Consider the following 15,332-nt stretch of genomic DNA (forward strand, 5'->3'; position numbering starts at 1 on the left):
TTCAGGCAGCTAAGGAAAGTTGAACCAGACATTAGATGAAATATTTCAACCAATTACAGCACCAGTTCAGACACCGCAAACTTATCAAATAAATCAAGGGGTTACGTGAAAGCATAGCCCCTTTTACTTTGGTAGTGACAGCAAAATGGATGCAGTGTGAAGAATAATCCCGTTTACTCAATCAATAATACATATTATTTCAATCTACGTTATTATCTCTTTGTAAAAATCGCCATTTATTTATCATTGAAAACTGCTTTTAGAACTTTATACAAGGGGCCTAGTCACAACAGGACTATTCTCAACGGGCTCATCCTCAGAGGAACTATCATCAAAGTCATCATCCATAGATGAAATACCATCGAATGGTGCCACGCCCGTGATCATTTTTATTTTTTTATTACGATCAGATAAGACTCCATTTAAACCGTTTTCGCTCACAGGCTTTAATGATTTTTCATAACTCTCATTGTTAGCAGGCGTATTAAAAATACACGGAGTATCAACATCAAACAATGACGTCCCCCAGTTCACATATTTAATATCATAGTTACTGAAGTTCTGTCCAGAAAAGAAGCACCCCTTAAAGTCCAATCCACCTAAATTATATAAACCACCCTCTTCTTTTGGGAGAGTAATTTTAATTCTGGCTATCTCCCAGACAAAATTGCCATTTTTGTATTTGAATACCGTTTCAAGATCTCCTCCAGACAGCTTGACTTCTGGAAATAATTTGAAATTAAACCCTACATTATTATGTGTGAACGTAGATGAACAAAAGATGGAAAAAGCTTGCAGTGCTGAATTATAGCTATCGATTTTATCTTGAGGCTGCGCTCTTGGTAGAAACTTATAGCAACACTCATAAAAATTAAGTAGAAACTCTGATGACCTTCCATTTTTATCAAATAATACCCGCTGAAAATGCTGCACAAACTTATTCGTTTTTTCTTGAATATCTATGGTGTGTTCCTTTGACTCTAACAAAGATGAATCCTGTTGAAGTGCATTGCTCATCTGGTTGAGGAACAACTGCATTTCTTTCAACTTATCTCCATAGTGACCTTTAACTTGCTGAGAATTTTTAGTTACAGTTGAAAACTTATCTGTGTGGTTTTCATATAAATTAGGTGATTCCATACAGTCATTTGGCGGCGTTTCTGAAATAACACTACGCGTTCTACCTGGCTGAAGTGAAGCAACATGAAAATCACTTTTTCTTATATTGTCGAATAGGGTCTGTTCATTTCTCTTAGCGCATTCAATAAACTGATCAACATTATTTTTATTAGATGACAGGTTAATTTCAGAAACCGCATTTTCTTTGTTCTCCAGCTTTAGTTTAACGAGAAGGTCTTCCCACACCGTTTTTTTTAAAAATACTACGTCAGGCTCACCATCAGCAACTAACTCTTGATTATTATCAAAGTGTACGTTGTATACTTTTAATTTATTTTCATTAGCATCATATTTAATACGTTTTAATTGTTCTCCGGATCCCATAATGACAAAAGCATTGCCTTCATGATATTTACATTCAGACATCATTTTTTGTAAAATTTCAAGAGCACCGTTATACGTCCCTGAGGCAGCTTCTTTACAAATTAATTTTATAATACTATAAGCTAGTAACTCCATGGATTTAGAAGATTTTCTTTCATTACAATTTCCACTATTTATAAATGTGCTAGTGTTAATTTCGTTGCTTTTACTAACTAACATTGTCTTTTCCTCAGTTAATGTCTACATGACTATTTTTAATGTTATTATTGTTTGTCACTATAAAAAATCGCTCATTTGAGACAATTGCTGGCATTAACAGCTTCATATGCTATACATGGTACTTTTAATTAATTTAGCACAGGAATGTTAAATTTAATAAACAAAAGGTTATTTCGCTGTATGATAAAAACCACCCGTTATAATTTATTTGTGAAAATCGTTTTTCGAGTATTAGAAATTTATATCTAAATAGCGTTGATTAATGAGCAAAGCCAGACTCCTGTAACGCTCACAAGACTCTTCTGCATGCGACGGCGGTTCTAGTCAGTAGTAGATGTTTAAGGCGTGGCAGAGACATTTCATCCTTACTCTACGGCATTGTTCTACATACATTGGTCGTGGTACTCACTCAGCATAAGTGAGCGAACAGAGAATAGTTCAGTGATTTGAGTAATTAACCTGATTAAATGAATGGGTATAATAAATGATAATACTCTGGCTTTATCGTTAATTACTTAATTCCACATGTAAGCAATTTGCCCGCTTGGCATAGCGGGCATTTTTTCCAGGTACTTTTGAATGAGTACTGATGGATAAATACATTGCAGTGGCGTGCCACGTACCAAAACACCAGCCCTCATTCGAAACCACCCACCACACTTCTTCCTTGAAATGGCGTTAGTCGTGAAATATAGACCGCCATCGAGTACCCCTTGTACCCTTAACTCTTCCTGATACGAGAATGCTGATTTGGTGGCCCTTGCTGGACTTGAACCAGCGACCAGGCGATTATGAGTCGTCTGCTCTAACCACTGAGCTAAAGGGCCTTGAGTATGCAATAACAATACTTATAAACCACGCAATAAACATGATGATCTTATGATGTAAATAACAGATTTTTTATGCGTTCTCATCCATCCTGGGTCGTCAATACATGCGACATAAAACCCGACACCACCTCCATTCGCAAAGTCGATACTCGCAGTCAACAAGCAAATGTTAATAATTAGCACAATCTATAGTTATCATCGATTCAATGATACTTTGTGATGATTTTGTATCTAATAATATAAGTTTATTACATTAACTGAAGAGTTTTCGCATCATTATGATATCTGTTACTTTTCACCCCATAAAAATAAACTTCATATAGCAATATATTCTTTCATAGATCTTATTCTGCTAATCATTAGTTTCGTATGAGCGATTTTTGACAGTTGCCTCTCCAGACCACATCGATAATTAAAAAAACAGATTTAAGCATTATCCTTTTCCATATAAATATTGGATAAAAGTAGGACATCTGTTTGCAATTACTTTCACAACAATTAAACATTTTTATGTTTCCGTATACACCATATTACTCTACCATTAGAGGAACTTTATTATGTTTTCTATAAAACCAGGACCAAGAAATTTACCTATCGACAACCCCACATTGTTATCATGGAACATTACTGACGGGAATCTAAATTCCAAATTAAATACATTAGAATATCTAAACTGTATAACAAATATTATTAATTCTTGTGGAGTTTATCCTCAGGATTTAAAAGACAGAGAAATTATATCAACTTTTCACGCAGAAAAAGTCATTAATGATCTGTTAAAAAACGATTATAAAATTTCCCTTTTTCCAGATACAACTTACCGAGAGTTGAATAAAGCAGCACAGCGTAGCATTACAGCGCCAGACAGGATAGGAGAAGGAAAAACATGGGTTTATCAACGAGATACAATGATTGAAAGAGGTGATAACAGCGGTGTTCATCAGTATGGTCCAGCTGAACATTTCACTCACATTATATCTGACAAACCGTCTCCAAAAGATAAGTATGTTGCATATGCTATTAACATTCCTGACTATGAACTGGCAGCTGATGTATATAATATTAACGTAACGTCACCTTCCGGCCAGCAAGAAACATTTAAAATATTAATCAATCCAGAACATCTACGGCAAACACTTGAGCGTAAATCTCTTACTGCTGATCAGAAATCACAATGTGAAATCATCACACCCAAAAAACCTGGCGAGGCGATTCTTCATGCTTTTAATGCCACCTACCAGCAAATCAGGAAAAATATGGCCGAGTTTGCACGTTGCCATTATGGTTATATACAAATCCCTCCCGTAACAACTTTCCGCGCCGACGGACCAGAAACACCTGAAGAAGAAAAAGGTTACTGGTATCACGCTTATCAACCCGAAGATCTTTGTACCATCCATAATCCAATGGGAGATTTGCAGGATTTTATCGCATTGGTTAAAGATGCCAAAAAATTTGGCATCGATATCATTCCTGATTATACATTTAACTTTATGGGGATCGGAGGAAGTGGTAAAAACGATCTGGATTATCCCTCTGCCGATATACGAGCGAAGATTAGAAAAGATATAGAAAGTGGTATCCCTGGCTATTGGCAAGGTCAGGTCTTGATTCCCTTTATTATAGATCCAGTAACAAAAGAACGTGACCAAATCCATCCAGAAGATATACATCTCACTGCAAAAGACTTCGAAGCAAGTAAAGATAATATTTCTAAGGATGAATGGGAAAACCTCCATGCATTAAAAGAAAAGCGTTTAAATGGAATGCCTAAAACAACACCCAAAAGTGACCAGGTTATTATGTTGCAAAATCAATACGTTCGTGAAATGCGAAAATATGGCGTACGAGGTTTACGTTATGATGCAGCAAAACACTCAAAACATGAACAAATAGAGAGGTCGATAACCCCACCGCTTAAAAATTATAATGAGCGGTTGCACAATACAAATTTATTTAATCCAAAATATCAAAAAAAAGCTGTTATGAATTACATGGAATACCTGGTAACTTGTCCGTTAGATGAACAACAAATGTCATCGCTGCTTTATGAAAGAGATGATTTAAGCGCCATTGATTTTTCATTGCTCATGAAGACGATAAAAGCCTTTTCATTCGGTGGAGATCTCCAAACCCTTGCATCAAAACCGGGTTCCGCAATCTCAAGCATCCCATCAGAAAGACGGATATTGATTAACATCAACCACGACTTCCCTAACAATGGTAATCTTTTCAATGACTTTTTATTTAACCATCAGCAAGATGAACAATTAGCAATGGCATATATGGCCGCTCTCCCGTTCAGCAGGCCTTTAGTTTACTGGGATGGTCAGGTATTAAAATCAACGACTGAGATTAAAAATGATGATGGGTCCACTCGTGTCGGCGGTGAGGCGTGGCTTAATAAAGGTTGCTCTACCTATCAGCAGCTCTACAACGAATTCCACGCATTATATATAGATAAAGAAGGAATATGGAGCGCATTTGAGGGTGTATTTGCAACTAAAAATGTTCTGGCCTTTAGTCGTGGGGATTCTGTGAACATTAATCACTCTCCTCATGATGGACTAGTTATAATAAATAAAGGAAACGAAGAAGTTGAAGGTACCTGGCCTAACAAATTGCAACCAGGAATATATAAAAACATGGGGAGTAATAGCGTTACCATTAATAATAATAATACACGCAAAAGTATTACCCCTGGTAAAGTATTTACGCTTAGAGGCGGAGCTCTAAATATCAATATTCCTGGGCGCAGCGCTCTTCTTTTAGGGAAAACAGGAGAACCGCCGAACTATTTCTCTTTGTAATTTAATGTTATATCTGCCCCGCTAAAACGGGGCAGATGATATGTTTAGTTTACTAACGGTCATTTTGCAGTGAAGCCATTTACTGTTTTTTATCGACCAGATAATCTGTTCTCTGATGGTAGCTCTCCCTAACCTGTTGCTTTAGTTATTCATTTCCTGTCTCCTTTGCCTTAATACCCTACATTAAATGTTACTAATTTGTTGCTTTTGATCACAATAAGAAAACAATATGTCGCTTTTGTGCGCATTTTTCAGAAATGTAGATATTTTTAGATTATGGCTACGAAATGAGCATCGCCATGTCACCCTACATCTCATAAGAGGATCGCTTCTGATGAATGCACTGACCGCCGTACAAAATAACGCTGTCGATTCAGGCCAGGACTATAGCGGATTCACTCTCATCCCGTCGGCGCAATCCCCGCGTCTGCTGGAACTCACCTTCACCGAACAGACGACCAAACAGTTTCTCGAGCAGGTTGCCGAATGGCCCGTGCAGGCGCTGGAGTACAAATCGTTTCTGCGTTTTCGGGTAGGCAAAATTCTTGATGATTTGTGTGCGAATCAGCTGCAACCGTTGCTGTTGAAGACGCTGCTAAACCGTGCTGAAGGTGCGCTGTTAATTAATGCGGTAGGTGTCGATGATGTCGCGCAGGCAGATGAGATGGTGAAGCTGGCAACGGCGGTGGCGCATCTGATTGGTCGCTCAAATTTCGACGCCATGAGTGGTCAGTATTACGCGCGTTTTGTGGTGAAAAATGTCGATAACTCAGACAGCTATCTGCGTCAGCCGCATCGTGTGATGGAGCTGCACAACGACGGCACATACGTCGAAGAAATCACTGATTACGTGCTGATGATGAAAATCGACGAGCAAAACATGCAGGGCGGCAACTCGCTGCTGCTGCATCTCGATGACTGGGAACATCTGGAGCACTATTTCCGCCATCCGCTGGCGCGCCGTCCGATGCGCTTTGCTGCGCCGCCGAGCAAAAACGTCAGCAAAGATGTCTTCCATCCGGTGTTCGACGTCGACCAGCAGGGCCGCCCGGTGATGCGCTATATCGACCAGTTCGTTCAGCCGAAGGATTTCGAGGAAGGCGTGTGGTTGAGCGAGCTTTCAGACGCCATTGAAACCAGCAAAGGCATTTTGTCTGTACCCGTTCCCGTTGGCAAATTCCTTTTGATAAACAATCTGTTCTGGCTACATGGACGCGACCGCTTTACTCCGCATCCGGATCTGCGTCGCGAACTGATGCGCCAGCGCGGCTATTTCGCTTACGCCACTCACCACTACCAGACGCATCAGTAAGCGCAAAGGAATCGAGCGGATGTATGATTTTGTGATTATTGGCGGCGGCATCATTGGCATGTCGACCGCCATGCAACTGATTGATGTCTATCCGGACGCCCGCATTGCGTTGCTGGAAAAAGAGTCCGGCCCGGCCTGTCACCAGACGGGCCACAACAGCGGCGTGATCCATGCTGGGGTCTATTACACGCCCGGCAGCCTGAAGGCGCAGTTTTGCCTGGCGGGAAACCGCGCCACTAAAGCCTTTTGCGATCAAAACGGCATTCGCTACGACAACTGCGGCAAGATGCTGGTCGCCACGTCTGAACTCGAAATGGAACGGATGCGCGCTTTATGGGAACGCACAGCGGCGAACGGTATTGAGCGCGAGTGGTTAAACGCCGAGGAGCTACGCGAGCGCGAACCGAATATCACCGGGCTTGGCGGTATTTTTGTGCCGTCCAGCGGTATTGTCAGCTACCGCGAAGTGACAGCGGCAATGGCAAAAATCTTCCAGGCCAGAGGTGGTGAGATTATTTATAACGCCGAAGTCAGCGCCCTCAGTGAGCATAAAAACGGAGTGGTGATACGGACCCGTCAGGGCGGTGAATATGAAGCATCGACGCTGATTAGCTGTTCCGGGCTGATGGCTGACCGGCTGGTGAAAATGCTCGGACTCGAGCCGGGCTTTATCATCTGCCCGTTCCGTGGCGAATATTTCCGCCTTGCCCCGGCGCATAAACAGATTGTTAACCACCTGATTTACCCCATCCCCGACCCGGCAATGCCGTTTTTGGGCGTGCATCTCACTCGTATGATCGACGGCAGCGTGACCGTCGGGCCAAACGCGGTGCTGGCGTTCAAACGCGAAGGCTATCGCAAGCGCGACTTCTCATTTAGCGACACGCTGGAGATTTTGGGCTCGTCGGGGATTCGCCGGGTGCTGCAAAACCATCTACGCTCAGGACTGGGCGAGATGAAAAACTCGCTGTGCAAAAGCGGCTATCTGCGGCTGGTGCAAAAGTATTGTCCCGGGCTTTCGTTAAGCGATTTCCAGCCCTGGCCCGCCGGTGTGCGTGCGCAGGCAGTATCGCCGGACGGCAAGCTGATTGACGATTTTCTGTTTGTCACCACCCCGCGCACGATCCACACCTGCAATGCGCCCTCCCCGGCAGCGACATCAGCAATTCCTATTGGTGCGCATATTGTCAGCAAGGTACAAACGCTGTTGGCAAGCCAGAGTAACCCCGGACGCACGCTGCGAGCGGCACGTAGTGTGGATGCCTTACACGCCGCCTTTAATCAATAACCTTTGAAAACAGGATGTAGCGATGAAACTGAACGACAGTAACTTATTCCGCCAGCAGGCGTTAATTAACGGGGAATGGCTGGACGCCAACAATGGCGAAGTCATCGAGGTCACCAATCCGGCGAATGGCGACAAGCTGGGTAGCGTACCCAAAATGGGCGCAGATGAAACCCGCGCCGCTATCGACGCCGCCAACCGCGCCCTGCCCGCCTGGCGTGCCCTTACCGCCAAAGAACGCGCCAACATTCTGCGTAACTGGTTCAATTTGATGATGGAGCATCAGGACGATTTAGCGCGCCTGATGACCCTCGAACAGGGCAAACCGCTGGCGGAAGCGAAAGGCGAAATCAGCTACGCCGCCTCATTTATTGAGTGGTTTGCCGAAGAAGGCAAACGCATTTATGGCGACACCATTCCCGGTCATCAGGCCGATAAACGCCTGATTGTTATCAAGCAGCCGATTGGCGTCACCGCGGCTATCACGCCGTGGAACTTCCCGGCGGCGATGATTACCCGCAAAGCCGGTCCGGCGCTGGCGGCAGGCTGCACGATGGTGCTGAAGCCCGCCAGTCAGACGCCGTTCTCAGCGCTGGCGCTGGCAGAGCTGGCTATTCGCGCGGGCATTCCGGCTGGCGTGTTTAACGTGGTGACCGGTTCGGCGGGCGCGGTCGGTAACGAACTGACCAGCAACCCGCTGGTGCGCAAGCTGTCGTTTACCGGCTCGACCGAAATTGGCCGTCAGTTAATGGAACAGTGCGCGAAAGACATCAAAAAAGTGTCGCTGGAGCTGGGCGGCAACGCACCGTTTATCGTCTTTGACGATGCCGATCTCGATAAAGCCGTGGAAGGTGCGCTGGCCTCGAAATTCCGTAACGCCGGGCAAACCTGCGTCTGCGCCAACCGCCTGTATGTACAGGACGGCGTGTATGACCGCTTTGCTGAAAAATTGCAGCAGGCGGTGAGCAAACAGCACATCGGTGATGGGCTGGAAAAAGGCGTAACCATTGGGCCACTGATCGATGAAAAAGCGGTAGCAAAAGTGGAAGAGCATATCGCCGATGCGCTGGAGAAAGGCGCGCGCGTGGTTTGCGGCGGTAAAGCGCATGAACGCGGCGGCAACTTCTTCCAGCCAACCATTCTGGTGGATGTTCCGGCCAACGCCAAAGTGTCGAAAGAAGAGACGTTCGGCCCCCTCGCCCCGCTGTTCCGTTTTAAAGATGAAGCCGATGTGATTGCGCAGGCCAATGACACCGAGTTTGGCCTTGCCGCCTATTTCTACGCCCGTGATTTAAGCCGCGTCTTCCGCGTGGGCGAGGCGCTGGAATACGGCATCGTCGGTATCAATACCGGCATTATTTCCAATGAAGTGGCCCCGTTCGGCGGCATAAAAGCCTCGGGTCTGGGTCGTGAAGGTTCGAAGTATGGCATCGAAGATTATTTAGAAATCAAATACATGTGCATCGGTCTTTAACTGGAGAACGCGAATGAGCAGCAATAAAGAGTTAATGCAGCGCCGCAGTCAGGCGATTCCCCGTGGCGTTGGGCAAATTCACCCCATTTTCGCTGATCGCGCAGAAAACTGCCGGGTGTGGGACGTTGAAGGCCGTGAGTATCTTGATTTCGCGGGCGGGATTGCGGTGCTCAATACCGGGCACCTGCATCCGAAAGTGGTGGCGGCAGTGGAAGCGCAGTTGAAAAAACTGTCGCACACTTGCTTCCAGGTGCTGGCTTATGAGCCATATCTGGCGCTGTGCGAAATAATGAATCAGAAGGTACCGGGCGATTTCGCCAAAAAAACGCTGCTGGTGACGACTGGTTCCGAAGCGGTGGAAAACGCGGTGAAAATCGCCCGCGCCGCCACCAAACGTAGCGGCACCATCGCCTTTAGCGGCGCGTATCACGGGCGTACGCACTACACGCTGGCGCTGACCGGCAAGGTGAATCCGTACTCTGCGGGTATGGGCCTGATGCCAGGGCATGTTTATCGCGCGCTTTATCCTTGCCCGCTCCACGGGATCAGTGAAGATGACGCTATCGCCAGTATTCACCGAATTTTTAAAAATGACGCGGCGCCGGAAGATATTGCCGCCATCGTGATTGAGCCGGTTCAGGGTGAAGGCGGTTTCTACGCCGCGACACCTGCGTTTATGCAGCGTTTACGCGCGCTGTGTGACGAGCACGGGATCATGTTGATTGCCGATGAAGTGCAAAGCGGCGCGGGACGTACCGGCACGCTGTTTGCGATGGAGCAAATGGGCGTCGCGCCGGATCTCACCACCTTTGCGAAATCGATCGCAGGCGGCTTCCCGCTGGCGGGCGTCACCGGGCGCGCCGAAGTGATGGATGCCGTCGCTCCAGGCGGTCTGGGCGGTACCTATGCGGGTAACCCGATTGCCTGCGTCGCGGCGCTGGAAGTGTTGAAGGTGTTTGAACAGGAAAATCTGCTGCAAAAAGCCAACGACCTGGGGCAAAAGCTGAAAGACGGATTATTGGCGATCGCCGAAAAACATACCGAGATCGGCGACGTTCGCGGGCTGGGGGCGATGATTGCTATCGAGCTGTTTGAAGATGGCGATCACAGCAAACCGGACGCCAAACTCACCGCCGACATCGTGGCGCACGCCCGCGATAAAGGCCTGATTCTTCTCTCCTGCGGCCCGTATTACAACGTGCTGCGCATCCTTGTCCCGCTCACTATTGAAGATGCTCAGATCCGTCAGGGGCTGGAGATCATCAGCCAGTGTTTTGATGAGGCGAAGCAGTAGCACCGCACCCATGCCGGAGGCGACGCTTTGCGTCTTGTCCGGCCTACGGAAATGTAGGTCGGATAAGGCGTTTACGCCGCATCCGACATTCGGCGCACCATGCCGGAGGCGACGCTTTGCGTCTTGTCCGGCCTACGAGAACCCAGGTCGGATAAGGCGTTTACGCCGCATCCGACAATCTGTACGTGAACAGGAATAAATCTATGTCGGCCGGATAAGGCGGAGCCGCTCTCCGGTAAAAAGAACCAATAACAATTAAACGCGTGACCCGACGCGGGAAATGTCGGGCCGCTCTCCCAAGTGTCACACTTTCGAGAGGATTCAGGATGGGGCAATCATCGCAACCACATGAGTTAGGCGGCGGGCTGAAATCACGCCACGTCACCATGTTGTCTATTGCCGGTGTTATCGGCGCAAGTCTGTTTGTCGGTTCCAGCGTCGCCATCGCCGAAGCGGGCCCGGCGGTATTACTGGCCTATCTGTTCGCCGGATTACTGGTGGTTATGATTATGCGGATGTTGGCGGAAATGGCGGTTGCTACACCCGACACGGGTTCGTTTTCCACCTATGCCGATAAAGCCATTGGCCGCTGGGCGGGCTATACCATCGGCTGGTTGTACTGGTGGTTTTGGGTACTGGTTATCCCGCTGGAAGCCAACATCGCCGCCATGATCCTGCACTCGTGGGTTCCAGGCATTCCCATCTGGTTATTTTCCCTCGTCATTACCCTCGCCTTAACCGGCAGTAATTTATTAAGCGTTAAAAACTACGGCGAATTTGAATTCTGGCTGGCGCTGTGCAAAGTCATTGCCATTCTGGCGTTTATATTCCTTGGCGCTGTAGCGATTAGCGGTTTTTACCCGTATGCCGACGTAAGCGGTATTTCAAGATTATGGGATAGCGGCGGCTTTATGCCCAACGGCTTCGGCGCAGTATTAAGCGCGATGCTGATCACCATGTTCTCATTTATGGGCGCAGAAATTGTCACCATCGCCGCAGCGGAATCCGACACCCCGGAAAAACACATTGTCCGCGCCACCAACTCGGTTATCTGGCGTATCTCTATTTTCTATTTGTGTTCTATTTTTGTCGTCGTGGCATTAATTCCGTGGAATATGCCGGGGCTGAAAGCCGTGGGTTCTTATCGCTCGGTTCTGGAATTGCTCAATATTCCTCATGCGAAATTAATCATGGACTGCGTGATATTACTTTCCGTAACCAGTTGCCTGAACTCGGCGCTGTATACCGCGTCAAGGATGCTCTACTCCTTAAGCCGTCGCGGTGATGCACCCGCGGTAATGGGCAAAATTAACCGCAGTAAAACCCCGTATGTGGCGGTATTACTCTCGACCGGTGCGGCGTTTTTAACGGTGGTGGTTAACTATTACGCACCGGCGAAAGTGTTTAAATTTTTGATCGACAGCTCCGGCGCTATCGCCCTGCTGGTTTATTTAGTCATCGCCGTTTCACAGTTACGGATGCGCAAAATCCTGCGAGCAGAAGGAAGCGAAATTCGCCTGCGAATGTGGCTTTATCCGTGGCTCACCTGGCTGGTAATCGGCTTTATTACCTTTGTGTTGGTAGTGATGCTATTCCGCCCGGCACAGCAACTCGAGGTCATCTCCACCGGCTTATTAGCGATAGGGATAATCTGTACCGTGCCGATTATGGCGCGCTGGAAAAAACTGGTATTGTGGCAAAAAACACCCGTTCATAATACGCGCTAATAATGATCAGGAGTCACACCATGACCATTACGTCTCTGGATGGCTATCGCTGGCTGAAGAACGATATTATTCGCGGTAATTTTCAACCGGATGAAAAATTACGGATGAGTTTGCTGACATCGCGTTATGCACTTGGCGTTGGGCCGTTGCGGGAAGCGCTTTCGCAACTGGTAGCAGAACGACTGGTCACGGTGGTGAATCAAAAAGGGTATCGGGTGGCGTCTATGTCAGAGCAGGAGCTGCTCGATATTTTCGACGCCCGCGCCAATATGGAAGCGATGCTGGTCAGTCTGGCGATTGCCCGCGGTGGCGATGAATGGGAGGCAGACGTTCTCGCAAAAGCGCATCTGCTGAGTAAGCTGGAGGCCTGTGACGCCAGTGAGAAAATGCTTGATGAGTGGGATCTGCGTCATCAGGCGTTTCATACTGCAATTGTGGCGGGCTGTGGTTCTCACTATTTGCTGCAAATGCGTGAACGGTTGTTTGATCTGGCGGCGCGCTATCGATTTATCTGGCTGCGGCGAACAGTGCTTTCGGTGGAAATGCTGGAGGATAAACGCGATCAGCACCAGACCCTGACTGCGGCGGTACTGGCGCGAGATACCGCGCGCGCCAGTGAGTTAATGCGCCAGCATTTACTGACGCCAATTCCCATTATCCAGCAGGCAATGGCTGGCAATTAACTACTCTTCAGGAATACGCAACACCTGCCCCGGGTAAATTTTATCCGGGCTTTTTAGCATCGGTTTATTCGCTTCGAAGATTTTATTGTACAGATTGGCATTACCGTAGACCTGTTTGGAAATGGCACTCAGAGTGTCGCCAGACTTAACGGTATAAAACTGGCTGGCAGTGGCTGGTGTCGCCGTTTTCACCTGATCATCGACACTGGCAATACCGGAAATATTCCCCACCGCAACAAGGATTTTCTCCTTCGCCTCCTGACTTAAGCCGTCACCAGTGACCGTCGCTTTGCCGTCGGCAATTTGAATATTCACTTTATCGGCATCAGGTATACCGGTTTTGTTCAAATGCTCCTGCACCTTCTTCGCCTGATCGTCTTTATCGTGCTGACCTGTAACCGCGTCCCAGAGTTTTTCTCCGGCATCTTTCACAAAATTGAACAGACCCATAGCTACCTCATTCGTTAACGGAAACACTCAGAAAGTGTAGCAGAGGAACGCGGCGCGTTAACGCCGCGGGGGTGAGGACAGGTTTAATCGCGGGTTTGCACCCAGAACGCGTGAATCAAACCGGGGATATACCCAAGCAGTGTCAGCAGAATATTAATAATGAACGCCCAACCGAACCCTTTACCGAGCAGCACGCCGAGCGGCGGCAGAATGATGGTGATGACGATTCTCCAGAAACCCATATGTACTCCCTATAAGAAAATTACTCATTGTTTAAAAAGAGATTTTATCTCTTAAGCGTAGTAATTTTAGCGGAGCCTGCCAGTTTCAGCTTACGCTTTTACTCTCATTTACGCTGCTGATGCTGGCATATATTGTATTTTTAGTTTAGAGTTTACTTAATTTAGAAAACACTTAAATAACTATGACTGAACTCGCGCAATTACAGGCCAGTGCCGAACAGGCAGCGGCCTTATTGAAAGCAATGAGCCACCCTAAACGGTTGCTGATTCTGTGCATGCTTAGCGGTTCCCCCGGTACCAGTGCGGGAGAGCTGACGCGCATTACCGGACTAAGTGCCTCTGCAACATCACAGCATCTCGCTCGTATGCGGGACGAAGGGCTTATCGACAGCCAACGGGATGCCCAACGCATTCTATATTCCATTAAAAATGAGGCGGTAAATGCCATTATCGCCACCCTGAAAAATGTCTATTGTCCGTAAGGAGTCACTATGGCTTTGACAACCATTTCGCCGCATGATGCACAAGAATTAATCGCACGCGGCGCAAAGTTAATCGATATTCGTGATGCTGATGAATATCTTCGTGAACATATTCCTGAAGCAGATTTGGCTCCATTATCTGTGCTCGAACAGTCAGGTCTTCCGGCTAAATTACGTCGTGAGCAAATTATCTTCCACTGCCAGGCAGGTAAACGCACCAGTAATAACGCCGATAAATTAGCAGCGATTGCCGCACCCGCAGAAATCTTTTTACTCGAAGATGGGATTGATGGCTGGAAAAAAGCAGGATTGCCAGTTGCGGTAAATAAGTCTCAACCCTTGCCGTTAATGCGCCAGGTGCAGATCGCCGCGGGTGGTTTAATATTAATCGGCGTTGTACTGGGTTATACCGTAAATAGTGGTTTCTTCTTATTAAGTGGCTTTGTTGGTGCCGGGTTACTGTTTGCAGGAATTAGCGGTTTTTGTGGGATGGCAAGGTTGTTAGATAAGATGCCGTGGAACCAACAAGCTTGAGAAGCGACGCCGGACGCGCCATAGCAGCGACATCCGGCCTCAGTAATTAGATCAGGAAATCGTCGAGAGATTTACCTTCTGCCAGCGCCTGAGCGATTGGCTTCGGTGTACGGCCCTGACCGGTCCAGGTTTTAGTTTCACCGTTAACATCGGTGAATTTATATTTTGCCGGACGCGGCTGGCGTTTTTTACCAGCGCGTGGTGCAGCAGCAGAGCTATTACCCAATAACTCTTCCGGGTTAATTCCGTCAGCTTTCATCAGCTCCAGCCAGGTACTAATTTTTTCCTGGCGCTCTGCCAGTTCACGCTGCTGCTGTTCTTCTTCTTCACGTCTTTCTTTAGTGACAACCCTGAATTTTTCGAGCATTTCTTCAAGAACGTCAATGGAGAATTCGCGAGCCATCGCACGGAGAGTGCGAATGTTATTTAGACTTTGTAACATTACGGACATAATAAAGGAAACCTTTTAACGCCAAAACAAAAAGTA

General features: G+C 47.1%; 13 protein-coding genes and 1 tRNA gene. 9 read left to right on the top strand and 5 right to left on the bottom strand.

Annotation, left to right across the window (positions count from 1 at the left end):
• Positions 1-267: 267 nt before the first annotated feature.
• Positions 268-1,722 carry a YpjCB family protein gene (gene ypjCB, locus QUF14_RS17010; protein ID WP_000961344.1) on the bottom strand — a complete coding sequence of 485 codons (1,455 nt, stop codon included), beginning with the start codon at positions 1,720-1,722 and terminating at the stop codon, positions 268-270.
• A 751-nt stretch (positions 1,723-2,473) separates the two neighbouring features.
• Positions 2,474-2,549, bottom strand: a tRNA-Ile gene (locus QUF14_RS17015).
• 560 nt (positions 2,550-3,109) lie between these two features.
• Here QUF14_RS17015 and QUF14_RS17020 point away from each other — a divergent pair.
• The 7 genes from QUF14_RS17020 (at position 3,110) to csiR (ending at position 13,137) form a co-directional block, all read left to right on the top strand.
• The gene (locus QUF14_RS17020) at positions 3,110-5,362 is read left to right on the top strand and encodes an alpha amylase C-terminal domain-containing protein (protein ID WP_100733542.1); all 2,253 of its coding nucleotides are present in this window, start codon (positions 3,110-3,112) and stop codon (positions 5,360-5,362) included.
• A 334-nt stretch (positions 5,363-5,696) separates the two neighbouring features.
• Entirely contained in the window at positions 5,697-6,674 is a 978-nt protein-coding gene (glaH, locus tag QUF14_RS17025) for a glutarate dioxygenase GlaH (protein WP_000993113.1), read from the top strand.
• Between the two features lie 19 nt (positions 6,675-6,693).
• Positions 6,694-7,962, top strand: a complete 1,269-nt coding sequence (gene lhgD / locus QUF14_RS17030) for an L-2-hydroxyglutarate dehydrogenase (RefSeq protein ID WP_100733543.1) — start codon at positions 6,694-6,696, stop codon at positions 7,960-7,962.
• A gap of 22 nt (positions 7,963-7,984) precedes the next feature.
• A complete protein-coding gene (gene gabD / locus QUF14_RS17035; protein WP_000772892.1) occupies positions 7,985-9,433 on the top strand; it encodes an NADP-dependent succinate-semialdehyde dehydrogenase in 1,449 nt (482 codons plus the stop codon).
• A gap of 13 nt (positions 9,434-9,446) precedes the next feature.
• Positions 9,447-10,727: a 4-aminobutyrate--2-oxoglutarate transaminase gene (gene gabT / locus QUF14_RS17040; RefSeq protein WP_000097633.1), complete on the top strand. Its 1,281-nt coding sequence runs from the start codon at positions 9,447-9,449 to the stop codon at positions 10,725-10,727.
• 326 nt (positions 10,728-11,053) lie between these two features.
• Positions 11,054-12,454, top strand: coding sequence for a GABA permease (gene gabP / locus QUF14_RS17045; protein ID WP_001301367.1), 1,401 nt, complete (start codon positions 11,054-11,056; stop codon positions 12,452-12,454).
• Between the two features lie 20 nt (positions 12,455-12,474).
• A complete protein-coding gene (csiR, locus tag QUF14_RS17050; RefSeq protein WP_000156814.1) occupies positions 12,475-13,137 on the top strand; it encodes a DNA-binding transcriptional regulator CsiR in 663 nt (220 codons plus the stop codon).
• On the opposite strand, the gene kbp is transcribed toward csiR, so the two are convergent.
• Together kbp and QUF14_RS17060 are read right to left on the bottom strand one after the other, a co-directional pair.
• Positions 13,138-13,587, bottom strand: a complete 450-nt coding sequence (kbp, locus tag QUF14_RS17055) for a potassium binding protein Kbp (RefSeq protein ID WP_000522415.1) — start codon at positions 13,585-13,587, stop codon at positions 13,138-13,140.
• Between the two features lie 83 nt (positions 13,588-13,670).
• Positions 13,671-13,829 carry a YqaE/Pmp3 family membrane protein gene (locus QUF14_RS17060; RefSeq protein ID WP_000508177.1) on the bottom strand — a complete coding sequence of 53 codons (159 nt, stop codon included), beginning with the start codon at positions 13,827-13,829 and terminating at the stop codon, positions 13,671-13,673.
• Positions 13,830-14,011: 182 nt separating this feature from the next.
• Between QUF14_RS17060 and QUF14_RS17065 the strand changes: the two genes are divergently transcribed.
• Both QUF14_RS17065 and ygaP read left to right on the top strand, forming a co-directional pair.
• Entirely contained in the window at positions 14,012-14,311 is a 300-nt protein-coding gene (locus tag QUF14_RS17065) for an ArsR/SmtB family transcription factor (RefSeq protein WP_000137280.1), read from the top strand.
• Positions 14,312-14,320: 9 nt separating this feature from the next.
• Positions 14,321-14,845 carry a thiosulfate sulfurtransferase YgaP gene (gene ygaP, locus QUF14_RS17070; RefSeq protein WP_001229453.1) on the top strand — a complete coding sequence of 175 codons (525 nt, stop codon included), beginning with the start codon at positions 14,321-14,323 and terminating at the stop codon, positions 14,843-14,845.
• 46 nt (positions 14,846-14,891) lie between these two features.
• On the opposite strand, the gene stpA is transcribed toward ygaP, so the two are convergent.
• A complete protein-coding gene (gene stpA, locus QUF14_RS17075; RefSeq protein ID WP_000115383.1) occupies positions 14,892-15,296 on the bottom strand; it encodes a DNA-binding protein StpA in 405 nt (134 codons plus the stop codon).
• Positions 15,297-15,332: the final 36 nt, after the last annotated feature.

Origin of the sequence: Escherichia sp. HH091_1A (assembly GCF_030295175.1) — a bacterium.
In the GTDB taxonomy this organism is placed as follows: domain Bacteria; phylum Pseudomonadota; class Gammaproteobacteria; order Enterobacterales; family Enterobacteriaceae; genus Escherichia; species Escherichia coli_F.

Excerpts from the sequence above, each read along its gene's own strand:
- QUF14_RS17020 (WP_100733542.1), top strand. The coding sequence starts at position 3,110 with ATGTTTTCTATAAAACCAGGACCAAGAAATTTACCTATCGACAACCCC.
- stpA (WP_000115383.1), bottom strand. The coding sequence starts at position 15,296 with ATGTCCGTAATGTTACAAAGTCTAAATAACATTCGCACTCTCCGTGCG.
- gabD (WP_000772892.1), top strand. The coding sequence starts at position 7,985 with ATGAAACTGAACGACAGTAACTTATTCCGCCAGCAGGCGTTAATTAAC.
- gabP (WP_001301367.1), top strand. The coding sequence starts at position 11,054 with ATGGGGCAATCATCGCAACCACATGAGTTAGGCGGCGGGCTGAAATCA.
- gabT (WP_000097633.1), top strand. The coding sequence starts at position 9,447 with ATGAGCAGCAATAAAGAGTTAATGCAGCGCCGCAGTCAGGCGATTCCC.
- ypjCB (WP_000961344.1), bottom strand. The coding sequence starts at position 1,722 with ATGTTAGTTAGTAAAAGCAACGAAATTAACACTAGCACATTTATAAAT.
- QUF14_RS17060 (WP_000508177.1), bottom strand. The coding sequence starts at position 13,829 with ATGGGTTTCTGGAGAATCGTCATCACCATCATTCTGCCGCCGCTCGGC.
- ygaP (WP_001229453.1), top strand. The coding sequence starts at position 14,321 with ATGGCTTTGACAACCATTTCGCCGCATGATGCACAAGAATTAATCGCA.
- kbp (WP_000522415.1), bottom strand. The coding sequence starts at position 13,587 with ATGGGTCTGTTCAATTTTGTGAAAGATGCCGGAGAAAAACTCTGGGAC.
- lhgD (WP_100733543.1), top strand. The coding sequence starts at position 6,694 with ATGTATGATTTTGTGATTATTGGCGGCGGCATCATTGGCATGTCGACC.
- csiR (WP_000156814.1), top strand. The coding sequence starts at position 12,475 with ATGACCATTACGTCTCTGGATGGCTATCGCTGGCTGAAGAACGATATT.
- QUF14_RS17065 (WP_000137280.1), top strand. The coding sequence starts at position 14,012 with ATGACTGAACTCGCGCAATTACAGGCCAGTGCCGAACAGGCAGCGGCC.
- glaH (WP_000993113.1), top strand. The coding sequence starts at position 5,697 with ATGAATGCACTGACCGCCGTACAAAATAACGCTGTCGATTCAGGCCAG.